Source organism: Enterobacter cloacae complex sp. IR5384 (assembly GCF_049237265.1).
GTDB lineage: Bacteria > Pseudomonadota > Gammaproteobacteria > Enterobacterales > Enterobacteriaceae > Enterobacter > Enterobacter cloacae.
In genome coordinates, this window is sequence record NZ_JBMKHJ010000009.1 from 45111 (window position 1) to 62694 (window position 17584).

19 protein-coding genes are annotated in these 17584 nt (G+C 56.7%); 10 read left to right on the forward strand and 9 right to left on the reverse strand.

The window, feature by feature from the left end:
* Positions 1 to 190: 190 nt before the first annotated feature.
* From urtA to zinT, 6 genes are read left to right on the forward strand one after another with little or no spacing between them, the layout of a single operon-like run.
* On the forward strand, positions 191 to 1462 hold the full coding sequence (urtA, locus tag ACOTX3_RS10075; protein WP_013096636.1) for an urea ABC transporter substrate-binding protein: 1272 nt from the start codon (positions 191 to 193) through the stop codon (positions 1460 to 1462).
* A gap of 24 nt (positions 1463 to 1486) precedes the next feature.
* The gene (gene urtB / locus ACOTX3_RS10080) at positions 1487 to 3061 is read left to right on the forward strand and encodes an urea ABC transporter permease subunit UrtB (protein WP_013096635.1); all 1575 of its coding nucleotides are present in this window, start codon (positions 1487 to 1489) and stop codon (positions 3059 to 3061) included.
* Positions 3061 to 4134, forward strand: a complete 1074-nt coding sequence (gene urtC, locus ACOTX3_RS10085) for an urea ABC transporter permease subunit UrtC (RefSeq protein ID WP_058678513.1) — start codon at positions 3061 to 3063, stop codon at positions 4132 to 4134. Before urtB ends, urtC begins: the two co-directional genes overlap by 1 nt.
* Positions 4134 to 4931, forward strand: coding sequence for an urea ABC transporter ATP-binding protein UrtD (urtD, locus tag ACOTX3_RS10090; RefSeq protein WP_013096633.1), 798 nt, complete (start codon positions 4134 to 4136; stop codon positions 4929 to 4931). The genes urtC and urtD overlap by 1 nt, the downstream gene beginning before the upstream one ends.
* Positions 4932 to 4940: 9 nt before the next feature.
* Complete coding sequence (gene urtE, locus ACOTX3_RS10095) at positions 4941 to 5639, forward strand: urea ABC transporter ATP-binding subunit UrtE (protein WP_020688612.1); 699 nt, start codon at positions 4941 to 4943, stop codon at positions 5637 to 5639.
* A 53-nt stretch (positions 5640 to 5692) separates the two neighbouring features.
* Complete coding sequence (gene zinT, locus ACOTX3_RS10100; protein ID WP_127869258.1) at positions 5693 to 6331, forward strand: metal-binding protein ZinT; 639 nt, start codon at positions 5693 to 5695, stop codon at positions 6329 to 6331.
* Between the two features lie 46 nt (positions 6332 to 6377).
* Here the strand turns inward: zinT and ydeE are convergent, their stop codons facing one another.
* The gene (ydeE, locus tag ACOTX3_RS10105; RefSeq protein WP_038419405.1) at positions 6378 to 7595 is read right to left on the reverse strand and encodes an efflux MFS transporter YdeE; all 1218 of its coding nucleotides are present in this window, start codon (positions 7593 to 7595) and stop codon (positions 6378 to 6380) included.
* Positions 7596 to 7789: 194 nt separating this feature from the next.
* Between ydeE and eamA the strand changes: the two genes are divergently transcribed.
* Positions 7790 to 8689 (forward strand): O-acetylserine/cysteine exporter, encoded by a 900-nt coding sequence (gene eamA, locus ACOTX3_RS10110; protein WP_013096629.1) that lies wholly within the window; start codon positions 7790 to 7792, stop codon positions 8687 to 8689.
* A 37-nt stretch (positions 8690 to 8726) separates the two neighbouring features.
* Here the strand turns inward: eamA and marB are convergent, their stop codons facing one another.
* Genes marB through marR form a run of 3 tightly spaced genes read right to left on the reverse strand, consistent with a single transcriptional unit; the run spans position 8727 to position 9813 of the window.
* Positions 8727 to 8945 carry a multiple antibiotic resistance protein MarB gene (marB, locus tag ACOTX3_RS10115; RefSeq protein WP_013096628.1) on the reverse strand — a complete coding sequence of 73 codons (219 nt, stop codon included), beginning with the start codon at positions 8943 to 8945 and terminating at the stop codon, positions 8727 to 8729.
* Between the two features lie 32 nt (positions 8946 to 8977).
* A complete protein-coding gene (gene marA / locus ACOTX3_RS10120; RefSeq protein WP_008502237.1) occupies positions 8978 to 9358 on the reverse strand; it encodes an MDR efflux pump AcrAB transcriptional activator MarA in 381 nt (126 codons plus the stop codon).
* A gap of 20 nt (positions 9359 to 9378) precedes the next feature.
* Positions 9379 to 9813: a multiple antibiotic resistance transcriptional regulator MarR gene (gene marR / locus ACOTX3_RS10125; RefSeq protein WP_013096627.1), complete on the reverse strand. Its 435-nt coding sequence runs from the start codon at positions 9811 to 9813 to the stop codon at positions 9379 to 9381.
* Positions 9814 to 10069: 256 nt separating this feature from the next.
* Here marR and ACOTX3_RS10130 point away from each other — a divergent pair, with 256 nt between their 5' ends.
* Positions 10070 to 10735 carry a MarC family NAAT transporter gene (locus tag ACOTX3_RS10130; protein ID WP_013096626.1) on the forward strand — a complete coding sequence of 222 codons (666 nt, stop codon included), beginning with the start codon at positions 10070 to 10072 and terminating at the stop codon, positions 10733 to 10735.
* A gap of 82 nt (positions 10736 to 10817) precedes the next feature.
* Here ACOTX3_RS10130 and ACOTX3_RS10135 read toward each other — a convergent pair whose 3' ends face one another.
* On the reverse strand, positions 10818 to 12014 hold the full coding sequence (locus ACOTX3_RS10135) for a sugar transporter (RefSeq protein ID WP_029883786.1): 1197 nt from the start codon (positions 12012 to 12014) through the stop codon (positions 10818 to 10820).
* Between the two features lie 175 nt (positions 12015 to 12189).
* Here ACOTX3_RS10135 and ACOTX3_RS10140 point away from each other — a divergent pair, with 175 nt between their 5' ends.
* Together ACOTX3_RS10140 and ACOTX3_RS10145 are read left to right on the forward strand one after the other, a co-directional pair.
* Positions 12190 to 12978 (forward strand): PhzF family phenazine biosynthesis protein, encoded by a 789-nt coding sequence (locus ACOTX3_RS10140; protein ID WP_020688617.1) that lies wholly within the window; start codon positions 12190 to 12192, stop codon positions 12976 to 12978.
* A gap of 27 nt (positions 12979 to 13005) precedes the next feature.
* Entirely contained in the window at positions 13006 to 13797 is a 792-nt protein-coding gene (locus ACOTX3_RS10145) for a PhzF family phenazine biosynthesis protein (protein WP_057071885.1), read from the forward strand.
* On the opposite strand, the gene ACOTX3_RS10150 is transcribed toward ACOTX3_RS10145, so the two are convergent.
* From ACOTX3_RS10150 to ACOTX3_RS10165, 4 genes are read right to left on the reverse strand one after another with little or no spacing between them, the layout of a single operon-like run.
* Positions 13794 to 14471: an SDR family NAD(P)-dependent oxidoreductase gene (locus ACOTX3_RS10150; RefSeq protein WP_058678512.1), complete on the reverse strand. Its 678-nt coding sequence runs from the start codon at positions 14469 to 14471 to the stop codon at positions 13794 to 13796. The genes ACOTX3_RS10145 and ACOTX3_RS10150 overlap by 4 nt on opposite strands.
* 1 nt (position 14472) lies before the next feature.
* A complete protein-coding gene (locus ACOTX3_RS10155; RefSeq protein ID WP_020688620.1) occupies positions 14473 to 14943 on the reverse strand; it encodes a YhcH/YjgK/YiaL family protein in 471 nt (156 codons plus the stop codon).
* Complete coding sequence (locus tag ACOTX3_RS10160; RefSeq protein WP_058678511.1) at positions 14940 to 16103, reverse strand: sialidase family protein; 1164 nt, start codon at positions 16101 to 16103, stop codon at positions 14940 to 14942. The genes ACOTX3_RS10155 and ACOTX3_RS10160 overlap by 4 nt, the downstream gene beginning before the upstream one ends.
* Before the next feature lies 1 nt (position 16104).
* The gene (locus tag ACOTX3_RS10165) at positions 16105 to 17517 is read right to left on the reverse strand and encodes a sodium:solute symporter family protein (RefSeq protein WP_127869259.1); all 1413 of its coding nucleotides are present in this window, start codon (positions 17515 to 17517) and stop codon (positions 16105 to 16107) included.
* Positions 17518 to 17584 lie beyond the last annotated feature (67 nt).

Consider the following 17584-nt stretch of genomic DNA (forward strand, 5'->3'; position numbering starts at 1 on the left):
ACAGCGCTGCATTATAAAAGTGCAGCGCTGTACCATTCTGAGTCGTTCTCTTTACATCCCGCGTTACACATCCTGCAATAGCACGTTATTCATCCTGGCATCCTTTTTGCTCCTGTTTCGCTGAGACATTTTTCCGCGTCCATGCCGTAACGGACGTCTTCGCACAGCGTTCTTTTTCAGGAGTGAAAATATGCATCGTCGTACATTATTAAAAGCCTTCGCGTTGTCTGCGTCAGTCGTTGCTATGGGGATGAGTTTTGGCGCACAGGCGGCCGATACCATCAAAGTGGGGATTATGCATTCGCTCTCCGGCACGATGGCGATCTCAGAAACGCCGCTGAAAGATGTCGCCCTGATGACGATTGACGAGATCAACGCCAAAGGCGGGGTGCTGGGTAAAAAACTGGAGCCAGTGGTGGTTGACCCGGCCTCTAACTGGCCGCTGTTTGCCGAAAAAGCGCGTCAGCTGCTGAGCCAGGATAAAGTGGCCGTGGTGTTTGGCTGCTGGACCTCGGTGTCACGTAAATCCGTACTGCCGGTATTTGAGGAACTGAACGGTCTGCTGTTCTATCCGGTGCAATACGAAGGCGAAGAGATGTCGCCGAACGTCTTCTATACCGGTGCGGCGCCAAACCAGCAGGCCATTCCGGCGGTGGAATACCTGATGAGCGAAGACGGCGGTAGCGCTAAACGCTTCTTCCTGTTGGGCACGGATTACGTCTACCCGCGAACCACCAACAAGATCCTGCGCGCCTTCCTGCACTCCAAAGGCGTGGAAGACAAAGATATCGAAGAGGTCTACACCCCGTTCGGGCACAGTGACTACCAGACCATCGTTGCCAACATCAAGAAATTCTCCGCAGGCGGTAAAACCGCGGTGGTCTCCACCATCAACGGTGATTCTAACGTCCCGTTCTATAAAGAACTGGCTAACCAGGGGCTGAAAGCAACCGATGTCCCGGTGGTGGCGTTCTCCGTTGGCGAAGAGGAGCTGCGCGGGATTGACACCAAACCGCTGGTCGGCAACCTGGCCGCGTGGAACTACTTCGAGTCCGTCGATAACCCGACCAACCAGGCCTTTGTGGCGGACTATAAAGCCTATGCCAAAGCCCATAAGCTGCCTAACGCCGATACCGTAGTCACCAACGACCCGATGGAAGCCACCTATGTTGGGATCCACATGTGGGCGCAGGCGGTAGAGAAAGCAGGCACCACCGACGTGGATAAAGTGCGTGCGGCCATGGCCGGACAGTCCTTTAAGGCACCCTCCGGCTTTACGCTCACCATGGATGCCACCAACCATCACCTGCATAAGCCGGTCATGATCGGTGAAATCGAAGGTAACGGCCAGTTTAACGTGGTCTGGCAGACGGAAGAGCCGGTACGCGCCCAGCCGTGGAGCCCGTTCATCGCCGGGAATGATAAAAAGCCCGATCAGCCGATGAAGACCGCCAGCAACTAAGCCATTACTGCAGGGAGAAAAGTCATGAACGCCATGCGCATGATGATCGCTATTGTATGGCTTACCGGACTGCTGCCAGGGATGGCGCAGGCATCGGATGCCGATCAATTTGTTGCCGCCAGCCGCAGCCAGCAGGCGGATATGCTGACCCGCTGGGCTCTCGCGCCGGATGCCGCAAGACTGCCGTTACTGCAGGCGCTGCAAAACGAAAATCTGTTTGCCGACAGCCAGAAACATGCCTTTGCGCGACGCAATGGCGAGATGGTGGCGCTGGGAGATTCCCCTGCTGCAGAAGGGCAAACCAAAGCCGTACGCCTGACCAACCGTCTGCGGGTGCTGGCCGCCACGGCCAACGCTACGCATCAGCTTATCAGTGACAACGTCACGCAGCGGCGTGCCGCCGCGCGCCAGTTACAGCGGGATGCGCAGCCGGAAATGATCGGCCTACTGCAAACGCGGGTAAGCAGTGAAACGGACGATGTGGCGCGCCAGTCGCTGCTGCTGGCGCTGGCTAATCTCCAGCTCGCCAGCCCACAGGCTGACGTGCGTCTTCAGGCTATTGAACGGCTCGGGCAATCTGACGACCCGGACGTGCCATCCCGACTCATGCCATATACCCAGACGCAAACCGAACCGGATGCCCGCGTACGTGCCGCCGCCGGGGAGAGCCTGAGCCAAATTCAGCACCGTCTGATGTGGGGCGATCTCCTCGGGCAGGCGTTTATGGGGCTGTCGCTGGGCTCGGTCCTGCTGCTGGCGGCGCTGGGGCTGGCAATTACCTATGGGCTGCTGGGTGTCATCAACATGGCGCACGGCGAGATGCTGATGCTGGGGGCGTACGCCACGTGGATGGTTCAGCAGATCATGGCCAGCGTCACGCCTCAGTGGCTGGCGCTGTATCCGGTCGTCGCGCTGCCTGTCGCCTTCTGCCTGACCGCAGGCATCGGGATGATCCTTGAACGCACCGTGATCCGCCATCTCTACGGTCGTCCGCTGGAGACATTACTCGCCACCTGGGGTATCAGCCTGATGCTGATTCAGCTGGTACGCATGACGTTTGGCGCACAAAACCTGGAGGTGGCAAACCCGGCCTGGCTGTCAGGCGGGGTGCAGGTGTTTGCCAACCTGACGCTACCGTGGAACCGCATTGTGGTATTGGGCTTTGTGCTGATGGTGCTGTTCTTCACCTGGCTGGTCCTGAATAAAACCCGTCTCGGCCTGAACGTGCGTGCGGTAACGCAAAACCGCAGCATGGCGGCCTGTTGCGGGGTGCCGACCGGACGTGTCGATATGCTGGCGTTTGGTCTGGGCTCCGGCATTGCCGGTTTAGGCGGCGTGGCGCTCTCCCAGTTGGGCAACGTCGGGCCGGAACTGGGCCAGGGTTACATTATCGACTCCTTCCTGGTGGTGGTTCTTGGCGGCGTTGGACAATTGGCAGGGAGCGTGGCGGCAGCGTTTGGCCTTGGGATCTTCAACAAAATTCTTGAGCCGCAGATGGGGGCCGTGCTGGGCAAAATCGTCATTCTGGTGGCCATTATTCTGTTTATTCAGAAACGTCCGCAGGGATTGTTTGCGCTGAAAGGGAGGGTCACTGACTGATGAGCCAGCCACTTACCTTAAAACTGGCGCGAAAAGCGCCACGCACAACGCAGATTGCAGGCAGCCTGCTGGTGGCGTGTTTGCTGATATTGCCGTTCTTTGCGATGTTGCCCGCCACCCATCCGCTGGCGTTGTCGACCTGGATGCTGACGCTGCTCGGCAAAATCCTGTGCTACGCCATCGTTGCGGTGGCGCTCGATCTGGTATGGGGATATGCCGGTATGCTCTCGCTGGGCCACGGGATCTTCTTCGCGCTAGGCGGATACGCCATGGGGATGTACCTGATGCGCGAGGCCGCGGGCGATGGGCTGCCCGCATTTATGTCGTTTCTCTCCTGGAGCGAACTGCCGTGGTTCTGGTGGGGAACCCAGCACTTTGCCTGGGCGCTGGTACTGATTGTGATGGTGCCGGGGCTGCTGGCGCTGGTGTTTGGCTGGTTTGCCTTTCGCTCAAAAATCAAAGGGGTTTATTTCTCGATCATGACGCAGGCCCTGACGTACGCGGGAATGTTGCTGTTCTTTCGCAACGAAACCGGGTTTGGTGGCAATAACGGTTTTACCGGTTTTACCACGTTGCTGGGGTTCTCCATCACCGCGACCACGACACGTATCGCGCTGTTTCTGGCGACCGTCATGTTGCTGCTCCTCACGCTTGGCATCGGCATTGCCCTCGCCAGAAGCAAGTTCGGGCGTATTCTGACTGCCGTGCGCGACGCTGAAAACCGCCTGACGTTTTGCGGCTACGATCCGAAGGGATTTAAGCTGCTGGTATGGACGCTTTCCGCCATGCTGTGTGGCCTGGCGGGAGCGCTCTATGTGCCGCAGGTCGGGATTATTAACCCCGGTGAAATGTCGCCGACCAACTCCATTGAGGCCGCCATCTGGGTGGCGCTGGGCGGCCGCGGCACGCTGGTTGGCCCGGTCATTGGCGCGGCGCTGGTGAACGGCGCGAAGAGTTTCTTCACCGTCGCAATGCCGGAGTACTGGCAGCTGTTTCTCGGGCTGATTTTTATCGCGGTTACGCTGTTTTTACCGCGCGGCGTCTACGGCCTGTTTCGTAAGGGAGAGAAATAATGCAGCCAGCAGAAGGATTATTCACTCGCCAGCTGCCCGGGGATCGCTATCGCGAGCAGACGGACCCGGTGCTGCAGCTGGATAAGATCAACGTTAACTTCGATGGGTTTCAGGCGCTGACGGATCTCACGCTGAACATCGGCGTGGGCGAGTTGCGCTGCGTGATTGGCCCAAACGGCGCGGGAAAAACCACGCTGATGGACGTGATCACCGGCAAAACGCGGCCAAAAAGCGGTAAAGCCGTTTATGACCAGTCGGTAGATCTGACCCAGCTTGAGCCAGCCGCCATTGCGCGCCAGGGGATTGGCCGCAAGTTTCAGAAACCGACGGTATTTGAGGCGCTGACGGTATGGGAAAACCTTGAGATCGCCATGAAAACCGACAAGTCCGTCTGGGCAAGCCTGCGGGCCAAACTCAACGGCGAACAGCGCGATCGTATTGATGAGATGCTGGTCCTGCTGCGGCTCGCCGGTGAACGCGACCGCCGCGCCGGACTGCTTTCGCACGGACAAAAACAGTTCCTCGAGATCGGAATGCTGCTGGTCCAGGATCCGCATCTGCTGTTGCTTGACGAACCCGCCGCCGGGATGACGGACGCGGAGACCGAGTACACCGCCGAGCTTTTCCGGACCCTGGCAGGCAAGCACTCGTTGATGGTGGTTGAACATGACATGGGGTTTGTTGAAACCATTGCCGATCGCGTGACCGTACTGCATCAGGGACAGGTGCTGGCAGAAGGCTCGCTGCGCGAGGTACAGGCCAACGAGCAGGTAATTGAAGTCTATCTTGGACGCTAAGGAGCCTTGATGTTACAGGTTAACGAACTGAATCAATACTACGGTGGAAGTCATATTCTGCGCGGCGTGAGCTTTGAGGCCATCACCGGCGAAGTGACCTGCCTGCTGGGGCGCAATGGCGTGGGTAAAACCACGCTGCTGAAGTGTCTGATGGGGCTGATCCCTGCGAAAACGGGTGAGGTTATCTGGCAGGGGAAAAAGATCACCCACAGCAAGCCGCACCAGCGGGTGCAGTCTGGCGTGGCGTATGTACCGCAGGGACGTGAGATTTTTCCGCGCTTAACCGTGGAAGAGAATCTGCTCATGGGGCTCTCGCGCTTCTCAGCCCGCGAAGCAAAACATGTACCGGAGGAAATCTGGCAGCTTTTCCCGGTATTAAAAGAGATGAAGCATCGACGCGGAGGCGATCTCTCTGGCGGACAGCAGCAGCAGCTGGCGATAGGTCGCGCCCTGGCGAGCCGTCCGCAGTTGCTGATCCTCGATGAACCTACCGAAGGCATTCAGCCCTCGGTAATCAAAGAGATTGGCCACGTGATCCGCCAGCTTGCAGACCGGGGGGACATGGCGATCCTGCTTGTGGAGCAGTTTTATGACTTTGCGGCAGCGCTGGCAGACAGCTATCTGCTCATGTCTCGCGGCACCATTATCCAGCGAGGACGGGGAGAAAACATGGAGCAGGAGGGCGTTCGCGGACAGGTTGCGATCTGAAATGTTATAATATAACATCCTCATTCTTATAAAAACGGAGTGAGGATACTGTTGTGGCTGCACATATTGGAAAATTTGCGATGACTCTGGGGGCGCTGCTGGTCAGCGGCCAGCTGTTTGCCCACTCACACGGTCACCAGATGACCGAAGCGGAGCAAAAGGCGGCAAACGGCGTGTTTGCGGACAAAGACGTTAAGGACCGGAAACTGTCCGACTGGGACGGCACCTGGCAGTCCGTTTATCCCTTCCTGCTGGATGGCTCGCTGGATCCGGTCTTCAGAAAGAAGGCACAGAAGGACAATAAAACGTTCGACGAGATCAAAGCCTATTACCGCACGGGATACGCCACCGATGTGGAAGCTATCGGCATCGAAAATAACGTCATGGAATTCCATAAAGGTAAAGAGGTCAGCCGCTGTCAGTATGATTACAGCGGCTACAAAATTCTGACCTACGCGTCAGGCAAAAAAGGTGTTCGCTATCTGTTTGAGTGTAAGGACGCGGGCAGCAAGGCAGCGAAGTTTGTTCAGTTCAGCGACCACACCATTGCGCCAAAAGCCTCATCCCACTTCCACATCTTTATGGGCAATACCTCCCACGAGGCACTGCTGAAAGAGATGGATAACTGGCCGACCTATTATCCAAACGAGATGTACAAAGAGCAGGTGGTGGAGGAGATGCTGCACCACTAGACTGTTGCTGTTGCCGGGTGGCGGCTACGCCTTACCCGGCCTGCGATCAGGGTTTTGTAGGTCGGGTTAGCGCAGCGCTACCCGACACGCAATCTTCACGCTTCACGCTCATTCCACGCAGGATCATCAGCCAGGCAATGACGATAGCCGCCATCATAATCATAAACAGCGACCAGTGCGGCAAATGGGTCAGGATGATGCCGGTGATCATCGGGTTGGCCGCCGCGCCGAGCCAGCCCAGCGCCTGAGCGGAGAAGTAGCTTGCTTTCATACCCGGCGGGGCGATGTTGTCGATCAACATATATTCACCCGGTGCATAAATAATCTCACCCAGCGTAAAGATGGCGGCGGCGATGCCCCAGTAAATCAGGTTTTCTCCGGAGATCATAAAGCCACCCAACCCCACGATAAAAAACAGGGTGGCGGCCGTCATCAACGGGCGAATATTGCTGGCAGAGATTTTGCGTCCGAGTGCGTACTGCAGCGTCACCACCACGGCGGCATTGACGGGCAGAACCACGGCGACCACCTTTTCGGCGAAATCACTGTCTGCATGTGCGGCCAGAACATACTGCGAAATACAGCTCGCGAACGACCCGCCGACGTATGACGCGAGCAGGCCAGAGAGCGTATACCAGAACAGCGCGCGGTCTTTCAGCAAAACCGACGGCTGCCACGTTGTCTTCTGCTCCGCGGTATCTAACGCAATGCTTTTTTGCACAAAGAAGTGGATAAACCCCAGCGGCAGAGCGGCACAGAACGCGGCCAGCCAGAACGGCAGCTGCAGGCTGTACATCACCAGAAACGTGCCAAGAGGCGGCCCGATCGTCCAGCCGATGTTCAAAAAACTGTAGTTCAGCGAAAAAACGCGGGCTTTTTCACTGGAGGTCAGCACGTCGGAGAACCAGGCTTTCAGCACCGTCGAGAAAACAGAATAGGCACAGTTGATTAACGAAAAGAACAGCACCACCAGCGTGACGTTATTGACCAGCGGGATCGCCACAAAACCGGCGATAAACGCCACAATCGCGATCAGCATGTAGCGCTTTTTATCGAACTTATCGGCCAGAATGCCAAACCCCAGGCTGAATACCACGCCGATGGTCAAGGCGATGGTCAGGGCATAACCAATATTCTCGACGCTCATGTTAAACACGCGCGTGAGATAAATAGTCATAAACGGCAGCGTAGCGCCACGACCGATGGTTAATAACAATGACGATGCCAGCAGCGCTGCGGTTGAGCGTCTGAGAGATGGTTTCATATTCCTGCCCGACAAATGCTTATACTTTTTTATAGTGTGTCCTAAAAGGAGTATCACGACATAAGAAGCTTGTATAGCGCCCAATTTATCCGTAAGTGCTTCAACTGCCTGCCAGAATTAATGATCTTCTCGCGACGCACTTTTTTCTGTTACCTTGAAGTGTTAACAAATTATTAATAAATCAGGGGCAGGGTATGACGCGTAAAGACGGATTGCTGGCACTGCTGGTGGTCATCGTATGGGGACTTAATTTTGTGGTCATCAAAGTGGGATTGCATAACATGCCCCCGCTGATGTTGGCCGGTTTGCGCTTTATGTTGGTCGCCTTCCCGGCACTGTTTTTTGTTGCCCGCCCGAAAATCCCGCTAACGCTCCTGCTGGGTTATGGCCTGACCATCAGCTTTGGCCAGTTTGCATTTCTGTTCTGCGCCATTAAGTTCGGTATGCCTGCCGGTCTTGCCTCGCTGGTGCTGCAGGCGCAGGCGTTCTTCACCATCATTCTTGGTGCGTTTGTTTTTGGCGAGCGTTTACAGGGCAAACAGCTGGCGGGGATCACTCTGGCCGTGTTTGGCGTGCTGGTGCTGATTGAGGCCAGCCTGAACGGCCAGCACGTGGCGTTGCTGGGCTTTATGCTGACGCTGGCAGCGGGGCTGAGCTGGGCCTGCGGCAATATTTTCAACAAGCTGATTATGCAGCATGAAACACGCCCGCAGGTCATGTCGCTGGTGGTCTGGAGCGCGCTGATCCCGATTGTGCCGTTTATGGTGGCCTCGCTGATTTTTGATGGCCCGGCGGTGATGCTGACGAGTCTGGTTGAAATCGATCTCACCACTATTCTTTCACTGGTCTACCTGGCGTTTGTCGCCACCATTATCGGGTACGGGATCTGGGGTTCTCTGCTGGGGCGCTACGAAACCTGGCGCGTGGCGCCGTTATCGCTGCTGGTGCCGGTTGTCGGGCTGGCGAGCGCTGCGATTTTGCTGGACGAAAAGCTGAGTGCATTACAGCTGCTCGGCGCGGTGCTGATCATGGCCGGGCTGTATATCAACGTGTTTGGCTTACGCGTGCGTCGGGCGGCGCGAGTGCGGAATTAGGGCAGAAAAAAGCCCCGCATCGGCGGGGCAAAACGAATCAGAAGCCGTGCTGATTATAATAAGGCACGCCTAATTCGTCGGATTTGTCGCTACCAGACCCCATGTGGTTGAAATCATAAGGGGACTGGCTATGTGCTGACGGCAAAATCATCGTGTCATGATTATTTTGCTGCGTTGCACGAGGGGGTTGCTCCGCGAAGGTCTGGCTGGAAAAAAGCACCAGCAAGGCGAGGGCGGCGGAGGCGGTAACGTTCATGATTTCCTCGGTTACGTCTTTACAGGCGATGATTAACTACAATGTTTTAGCGGATAAAGGTATCGGGATTCACCCGGCACGCTGGTGATACGATACTTATGAGGCGGCACGTCGAAGTAGTTCTTAAACGTACGCGTCAGGGTCTGTTGCGATTCAAACCCGTATCGCTCCGCCAGATAAAGGATCGGTTCATTGCTTTCTTTCAGTTTTTGGGCAATTTCCGTCAGCTTGCGGCTGCGAATATATTGACCTAATGAATGACCGGTCTCTTTTTTAAACATCCGTTGCAGGTGCCATTTGGAGTAACCTGAACGCTCTGACACTTTTTCAAGGGAGAGCGGCGATTCCAGGTTATCTTCGATCCAGTCCAAAATGCTATGAATAGTGATAGCGTCAGTATTGCGTCTGGACATCGTCATACCTCTTTTTCTGTTTACGGCAGTATTTTCTTAAGCAAAAGCTCAAGCGTTGCCACTTCCTCTGCCGTTAAGTTTTTTGTTAGTTCCTGATGCAGTGTTTGTCCTACTAATTGATGACATTGTTCACACATATCCGCACCGTCGCTGGTGAGTGTCACCAGGACGCCGCGCTTGTCATTCGGGTTAGGGCTTCGTTCTATCCATCCTTTACAGACGAGACGATCCAGCATGCGGGTCAGCGCGCCCAGATCGACAGAGAGCACCTTTTTTAACTCAACCGGGGTGATACACACCTGACAGCGAATGGAGCACAGCACTTTGAACTGCGTTGCGGTGATATCCAGCGGCGACAGGTAGTCATTCAGCAGGCGGTCTTTTTTCTGATTAACCAGATGAATAAGACGACCCAGCGGAACAACGTCGTTGAAGATATCACTGGTGCTTTTCACAATGGTTGCCCTGGCAAGTAGTTTAATCACGGCAGATATTATTGCTCAGGCAAGTATAAGTCAACTGAATGGATCTGCGGATGCCACGAATTGCTAAAACGTTTCATGAACTTTTGTTGAGGTCTTTCAAATCATACAGATAACGCAGGGTTATCGTTCCTTTATGAAAATAATCGTTACGTTGCGTGAATGGCTCAATGTCACACTTTCACCCTATAATTGCGGTGATAAACATGGATAAGGACAACGACGCACTATGTTGGATTTGATAAAAGCAATTGGTCTTGGGCTGGTGGTATTGCTGCCGTTGGCCAACCCGTTAACGACGGTAGCGCTTTTCCTCGGGCTGGCAGGGAATATGAACAGCGCAGAGCGCAATCATCAGTCGATGATGGCCTCAGTGTATGTGTTCGCCATTATGATGGTGGCTTACTACGCCGGTCAGCTGGTGATGAATACCTTCGGGATCTCCATCCCTGGCCTGCGTATCGCCGGGGGGCTGATTGTGGCCTTTATCGGTTTCCGCATGCTGTTTCCGGCGCAAAAAGCGCATGAATCGCCTGAAGCGAAGAGCAAATCCGAAGAGCTGGAGACCGAACCGAGTGCGAATATCGCCTTTGTACCGCTAGCCATGCCGAGCACGGCAGGGCCAGGGACCATTGCGATGATCATCAGTTCTGCCTCAACGGTACGTGACGGCACTACGTTTCCGGACTGGGTCGTGACCGTAGCGCCACCGCTGATATTTGCACTGATCGGCATTATTGTGTGGGCATCGTTGCGCAGTTCCGGGGCAATTATGCGCTGGGTCGGCAAAGGCGGTATCGAGGCGATTTCCCGTCTGATGGGGTTCTTGCTGGTATGTATGGGCGTGCAGTTTATTATTAACGGCGTGCTGGAGATTATTAAGACTTACCACTGAGGTCATTGCCGGGTGGCGGGGCTGACGTTATTACGGGTTTGTAGGCCGGGTAAGGCGCAGCGCCACCCGGCACAAACAGACGTCACCCGTGCTGCCCCTGTTCCTCCAGCGCCACCGGCCATTTACGGAAGATCAGCACCGACCAGATAAGCGCCACCAGTGCCGGAATGGCCCCCAGATAGCCAATCGCCGACATGGATACGTGCAGAATCACCTGATTGCCCACCAGCGCACCCGCGCCAATGCCCAGGTTAAAAATGCCCGAGAACAGCGACATCGCCACGTCTGTGGCATCCGGTGCGAGGGCCAGCACTTTCACCTGCATCCCGAGACCGATAATCATGATCGCCACACCCCAGAACAGGCTGAGGATTGCCAGCTGGCTTTCACTGCCCGCGGCGGGCATCAGCAGCAGCAGACACGCCAGCAGCAAACCGATGGCGCTGCTCACCAGCGCTGAAGCGTGCTGATTGCCAAGCTTGCCGAAAAGAATACTGCCAATAATGCCCGCCCCGCCAAGGAGCAGCAGGAGAAGGGTGGCAAAATTGCCGCTAAAGCCGGCCACCACCTGAACGAACGGCTCGATATAGCTGTAAGCCGTATAGTGGGCGGTGACCACAATAACGGTAAGCAGATAAATGCTCAGCAGCGCCGGGCGACGCATCAACAGCGGCAGGCTTTTCAGTGAGCCGGAATGTTCGCTTGGCAGCTTCGGCAGCAGTTTTACCAGACACACCAGGGTAACCAGCGCTCCCATGCCAATGGCGAAGAACGTGGTACGCCAGCCGAAGTATTGCCCCACGATACGGCCAATCGGCAGGCCCAGCACCATTGCCAGCGCGGTCCCGGTGGCAATCAGGCTCAGCGCCTGGGCGCGTTTCCCCGCCGGTGCCAGTCGGATAGCCAGCGACGCGGTAATCGACCAGAAAACGGCATGCGCAAAGGCGATCCCGACGCGGCTTAACACCAGCACCGTAAAATTCCACGCCAGGAACGACAGCACGTGGCTGGCGATAAACAACGCAAACAGCCCGATCAGTAGCTTACGCCGCTCCATCTGGCTGGTCAGCAGCATAAACGGCAGCGACATCAACGCCACCACCCAGGCGTAAATGGTCAACATAATGCCCACCTGCGCCGTTTCCATCTGGAAACTCTCTGCGATGTCAGACAACAGCCCAACCGGAACAAATTCTGTGGTGTTGAAAATAAACGCGGCAATAGCCAGCGTGACCACGCGTAGCCACGCAACCCTGCGGGAAACTGTGTTCGTTGTCATAGGGATGTCGGAGATTCGTTGCAAAAGAAGAGGAGACGATCTTAAAGCCTTGCACGGCGAAAACTCAACCATTATGTGATGCAGATCTCAATATTTACCTTATGAAAGCGGTAGCCGGAGGCAGGGTTTTCATTGAATATAAAAGAACACTCCAACAAAAACAGGCGGTAAGACAGTGCAGGAGATTGATTTTTATCTGGTCGATGCGTTTAGCAATGTGTCATTTGGCGGAAATCCGGCTGCCGTTTGCCCGCTCAAGGCGTGGCTGCCGGACGAAACGTTACTGAAAATGGCGCAACAGCATAATCAGTCGGAAACCGCATTTTTCGTCTGTACGAAAGGGGGCATTGAGCTACGCTGGTTTACCACGCTGACCGAAGTTAATCTTTGCGGTCACGCCACGCTTGCTGCGGCGTACGTTCTGTTCAATGAGCTGGACTATCCTGACTCGCGGATCCACTTCGAAACGGCCTCTGGCCGCCTGACGGTGAGCCGGGAGGGGGAGTGGCTGACGCTGGATTTCCCGGCGTGTCCCACGCATGAAGAGACGCCCCCGCCGGAGATGCTCGCGGCGCTCGGTATCCGCCGCTACGTTGAAGCCCGCAAAGGCCGCGCATGGGTGGTGGTGCTGGAAGATCGCCAGCAGGTTGAAGCACTCGCACCGACAATTTCAGCCATGACGCCTGGCGAACATAAGGTTGCCGTTACGGCACGGGGCGACGGGGATTACGATTTCGTCAGCCGCTTTTTCTCCCCCGGCGTTGCCGTCTGGGAAGATCCGGTGACCGGCTCTGCGCATACCATGCTCATTCCTTACTGGAGCGAAAAATTGGGTAAAACGACGATGTTTGCCCGTCAGGTTTCCGCGCGGGGCGGCGACGTGCGGTGCGAGCTAAAAGGCTCGCGCGTGCTGATGAGCGGACAGGCGTCATGCTATTTGAAAGGCACAGTTTTTCTGCGCTAGATACCTATAACAACAGAGGAAAAGACAATGCAGGAAATTGATTTTTATCTGGTGGATGCCTTCAGCGACAGGGCGTTTGGCGGCAATGCAGCGGCGGTATGCCCGCTGGAGGAGTGGCTTTCGGATGAGACGCTGCTCAAAATGGCGCAACAGCATAACCAGTCTGAGACGGCGTTTTTCGTACGCACCGACACCGGGTTCGAGCTGCGCTGGTTTACCACGCTGCATGAAATCAACCTCTGCGGCCACGCGACGCTGGCAGCGTCCCACGTGATTTTCGAATACCTCGATTATCCGCATACCGAAATCACCTTCACCACGCGCTTCGTGGGTGAGTTGACGGTGAAACGCAGCGGCGACTGGCTGACGCTCAATTTCCCTGCGTGGTCGACCGAGGTGGTCGACAATCCCCCGCCGGGCCTGTTCAGCGCGCTGGGGATAGACCAGGCTAAAGAGGTCCGCGTCGGACGGGATTACATGGTGGTACTGGAGAGCCAGCAACAGGTAGAGGCCTTAACCCCGGATATTGCAGCGATGGCACCGCTCGGGAAAATGGTCTGCGTGACGGCACCAGGAGAGGAGTATGACTTCGTCAGCCGCTTCTTCTGCCCGGGCGAAGGGGTACCGGAAGATCCGGTCACCGGATCCACGCACAGCATGCTGATACCGTACTGGAGCGAGAAGCTGGGCAAAACGTCGATGAACGCCCGCCAGGTTTCATACCGTGGCGGGGATCTGCGCTGCGAACTGAAGGGCGACCGTGTGCTGATTGGCGGCCAGGCGACGCTCTATCTGAAAGGGCGTATCTTCCTGCGCTAGCTGAGCGAGGCGCCGCCGCATATCACCATCTCCTGGCCCGTGATGGCGGCGGCTTCATCGCTGAGCAAGAAATTCACCAGTCCCGCGACCTCTTCTGGCGTGATAAGACGACCGATGGGCGGACAGGTAGGCGGTGAACTTTCTCGCCCCGGTGCGCTAAGCATCGGCGTTTGGGTGGCGCCCGGCGCGACCACGTTTGCGGTGATCTCACGCGGGGCCAGTTCCGCCGCCCAGCTTCTGACCATCCCTGTCATCGCCGCCTTGGTGGCAACATACTGTGAACGACCTGCCGCCCCGCGGGAGGTTCTGCTGCCAATCGCCACAAATCGTCCACCGGCGGCCATAGCGGGCGCGAAATGGTTAAACAGGGCTTCGCAGGCCTGAACGTGCAGTTGCCACAGTGACGCGCCAACCCTGCTTTCCAGTTGCCCCAGTGGGGCGGCGGCCATCATCCCGGCGGCGTGGATCACCGCCTGCGGTGTCGCGATGGCGTGCAGGGCGCTGTTCAGCGCCTCAGGGTCGGTGATATCCACGCGTAACCCCGTAAAGCCAGGGGTATCCGGCATCACGGCGCGGCGGCTGAGTCCGGTGACCTGCCAGCCTTCCGCCAGTAAACGCTTAACGATGGCCTCACCAATTCCGGAGCTGGCTCCGGTCACGACGGCGTGACGCATGTCAGACCTCCAGCATTGAACGAGGAACTTTAAACACCGCTTTGCGCACGGTCATCGGCGCGCCGCTGGCGCACAGCGCCTGGTGTGGTTCTCCGGGAGAAAAGACCGCAAAGTCACCCGCGCCAAGGCGGATCCCGACGCTGTGTGCCGATGAGCTGGCAATGAACAGGTCCGCTTTACGCTCTTCGTCATCCGGCTTGCCAACAGGGCGCGCGCCGGCATAGATGAGTTCTTCTCCCGCCAGCACAACCTGAATATCCGCCCACTGGTGATGGTACTCCGTATGCCGCTCCGCGCGCGGCTGCGTCTGCGCCGGACCAATCTGGCAAAACCAGGGGGCATTGTCCGGCTGCCAGCGGCCGTCATCGCGTTCGCTAAGCGCCTGCAGCGTGCAGTCCGGGCGGGACAGCAGGGCATACAACACCGGCGGTAACCCTGCCAGCGGCAGGGCGTCGAGATGTCCAATAATCATGCTGACTCCTTGACCCACTCGGGCGTCACCCGCACGTATTTTATGGCCTGACGAAAGTAGGTGTAGGCGATATGCAGGCTGCCATCCGGGCTCTGTTTAATGCTCGGATAGGAAAACTCACGGTTCAGTTTCTCCAGAGAGTTGTTAGTCATGCAGTAGCCATCTCCCTCGTCCAGATGCCGTTGCCACGGCCAGCTTTTGCCTCCGTCCGGCGAAATGGCGACGGTCATTGGCGCACGCGGGGCACCCCAGAAGGCGGTTCGACCGTGGGTCACAACCGGCTCTTTACGGCCATCGCCATCGTCAATTTCATCGTACAGCGAGGTGCGACGCTCCTGCGCCCCGGCGGCGCTCATGAGGTTAAACACCAGCGCCAGCTCGCCACTGGCAAGCGTTGTCACCTGGATAGAGGAGTTGTTGTTAGGTAATACCGTGGACTCCGGCACGGACCAGCTTTCGCCGTTGTCCGTTGACTGGCTGTAATAAATGTTATCCGCCCAGCGGCTGCGGAACAGGGCAACCAGGGTGCCATTGCGCAGCGGGGTGATATTCATATGGACGCAGCCCAGGCTGTCCGGCAGCTCGACATCACGCCAGGTTTTGCCCCCGTCTTCGGAGATTTTCACCGCGCTGATGTCATCGTTACCGACCCATTTCTCACCCGGCCGGGTGCGGCAGTAAAACACCGGCAGCAGCCAGTTACCGTTCTCCAGCACGACAATCGGCTGACGAATAAAGGTGCCGGGTTTATCGAGCAGGGTCGCGATGCCCCCCCAGGTTTTACCCAGATCCCGGGACTGGCGATAGCGCACAATAGCGGTGTCCTGGTTGCCGGACATTTGCGCGGTCCACAGCAGCCACAGCACGTTATCGGGTGCCAGGAACAGAACCGGGTTCTGTTCGGAGCGCGTGGCATCATCCGACAGTTTTTCTGCCTCACTCCACTGCTGGCTTCCCGGTGACAGGCGCGAACCCCACACAGAGATATCCGCAATACCCTCCTGGGTACCGCCAAACCAGACGCACATCAGCGAACCATCCGGCAGCGGCAGCAGATTTGCCGCGTGGTTTTGTGGGCAGGCGGAAGGCAGCATGGCCGCCTCCACGCGCGTATCCTGTTGTGGGCGAATAATCCCGTCGCGGGTTACGGTTACAGACATATCAGACTCCATTGTTTTCAACGGGGGTTGGCGCTTTACCCTGTGCCTTTCCCGGAATGAGGCGGTCGATGACCATGATGACCGCAGGGGTCAGCAGGGCGATGTACATATTGTTAATGCCAAACGGATCGCCCAGCAGATACCAGACAGAGGTCACGACGCAGGCGCCGATCAGCCCAGCATTGGCTCCGCGAGTACTGCGGAAGAACGGGGCGTAGAACGCGATGACCGCCACGACGGAAATCGACAGACGAATGGCGCGGGTAAAGAACGACAGCTTCAGGACTTCAGGCACCAGCAGAACAAAAATCAGCGGCAGGAAACCAATCAGCAGGGAGATCCAGCGGGTAGCTTTAAACTCCTGCTCGGGCGTCGGGTTGCGCATCGGCACGTAGAAATCTTTGACCACCAGGGAGGCAATGGCGAGCGCCACGGTACTGACGCTGACGAAGATGGACGCCACCAGAGAGGTGGTGACCAGACCGGCCAGCCACGGGTTCATATCCTGCAGGAAAATCGGCATCGCATACAGGCTGTCGATCTCCGGATGCAGGTATTTTGCCGCCACGCCAATCACCGCAGTGGCCAGCGCGATCGGCAGGCAGAAGAAGAACGCGACCCAGGTGGAGCGTTTGGCCGATTTAACATCTTTAGTGGAGGAGATGGCCTGGATCACAAACTGGGTGCAGAAGATGGAGCCAATGGTGCCGATAAGCCACGCGAAAATGGTCGACGCGCCGATGTTGCCATCCCAGGTCCAGTAGAAGTCCGGCATGTTTTCGATCATCGGCGTGAAACCGCCGGTTTTGGATAACGCAAAACCCATGATGGCCAGAATGCCGAAGTATTTCAGCGCACTGTGCAGCACGGTAACCCACGCCACGCCTTTCATGCCGCCGAAGGCGAAATAGAAGGTACTGACGATAGCCGTAATAAAGGCGGCAACGGGCAGATTGACTTTCAGTACGGTAGAAATGGCTGCTGCGCCGCTGACGTAATTCCCCACATTCACCAGCAGCAGGGCGTAGATCATGATGAGGGAGATAATGTTTTTGGTGCTGTTACCGTACTTTTCAGCAATCGCACCCGAGATGGTGATTTTCCCGGTGTTGTATATGCGTTTTACCAGCAACAGGCCAAAAAGCGGGAAGCCAATTGCGGCCCCGATGACGGACCATGATGCAGCAAACCCGTCCTCGAACGCCGCCTGCGCGGTGCCGATGGTGGATTTAGCGCCGATATACTCAGACATCAGCAGGATCCCGACAATAAACGCCGGCATCGCGCGGGAGCCTTCCATAAAGTCCCCGGAGTTTTTACTGCGGATCCGGAAGGTCAGCCAGGTGGTGAACAGGATGTAGGCAATGACTATGCCCACAATGATCAGGGTATCTTCAGCGGTAAAATTATTCATCTTTGCCTCTCTTCAGGGCGAGTGAATCCTGGGCACCTCAGGTACCCGGTATTCTTATTGACGAAAC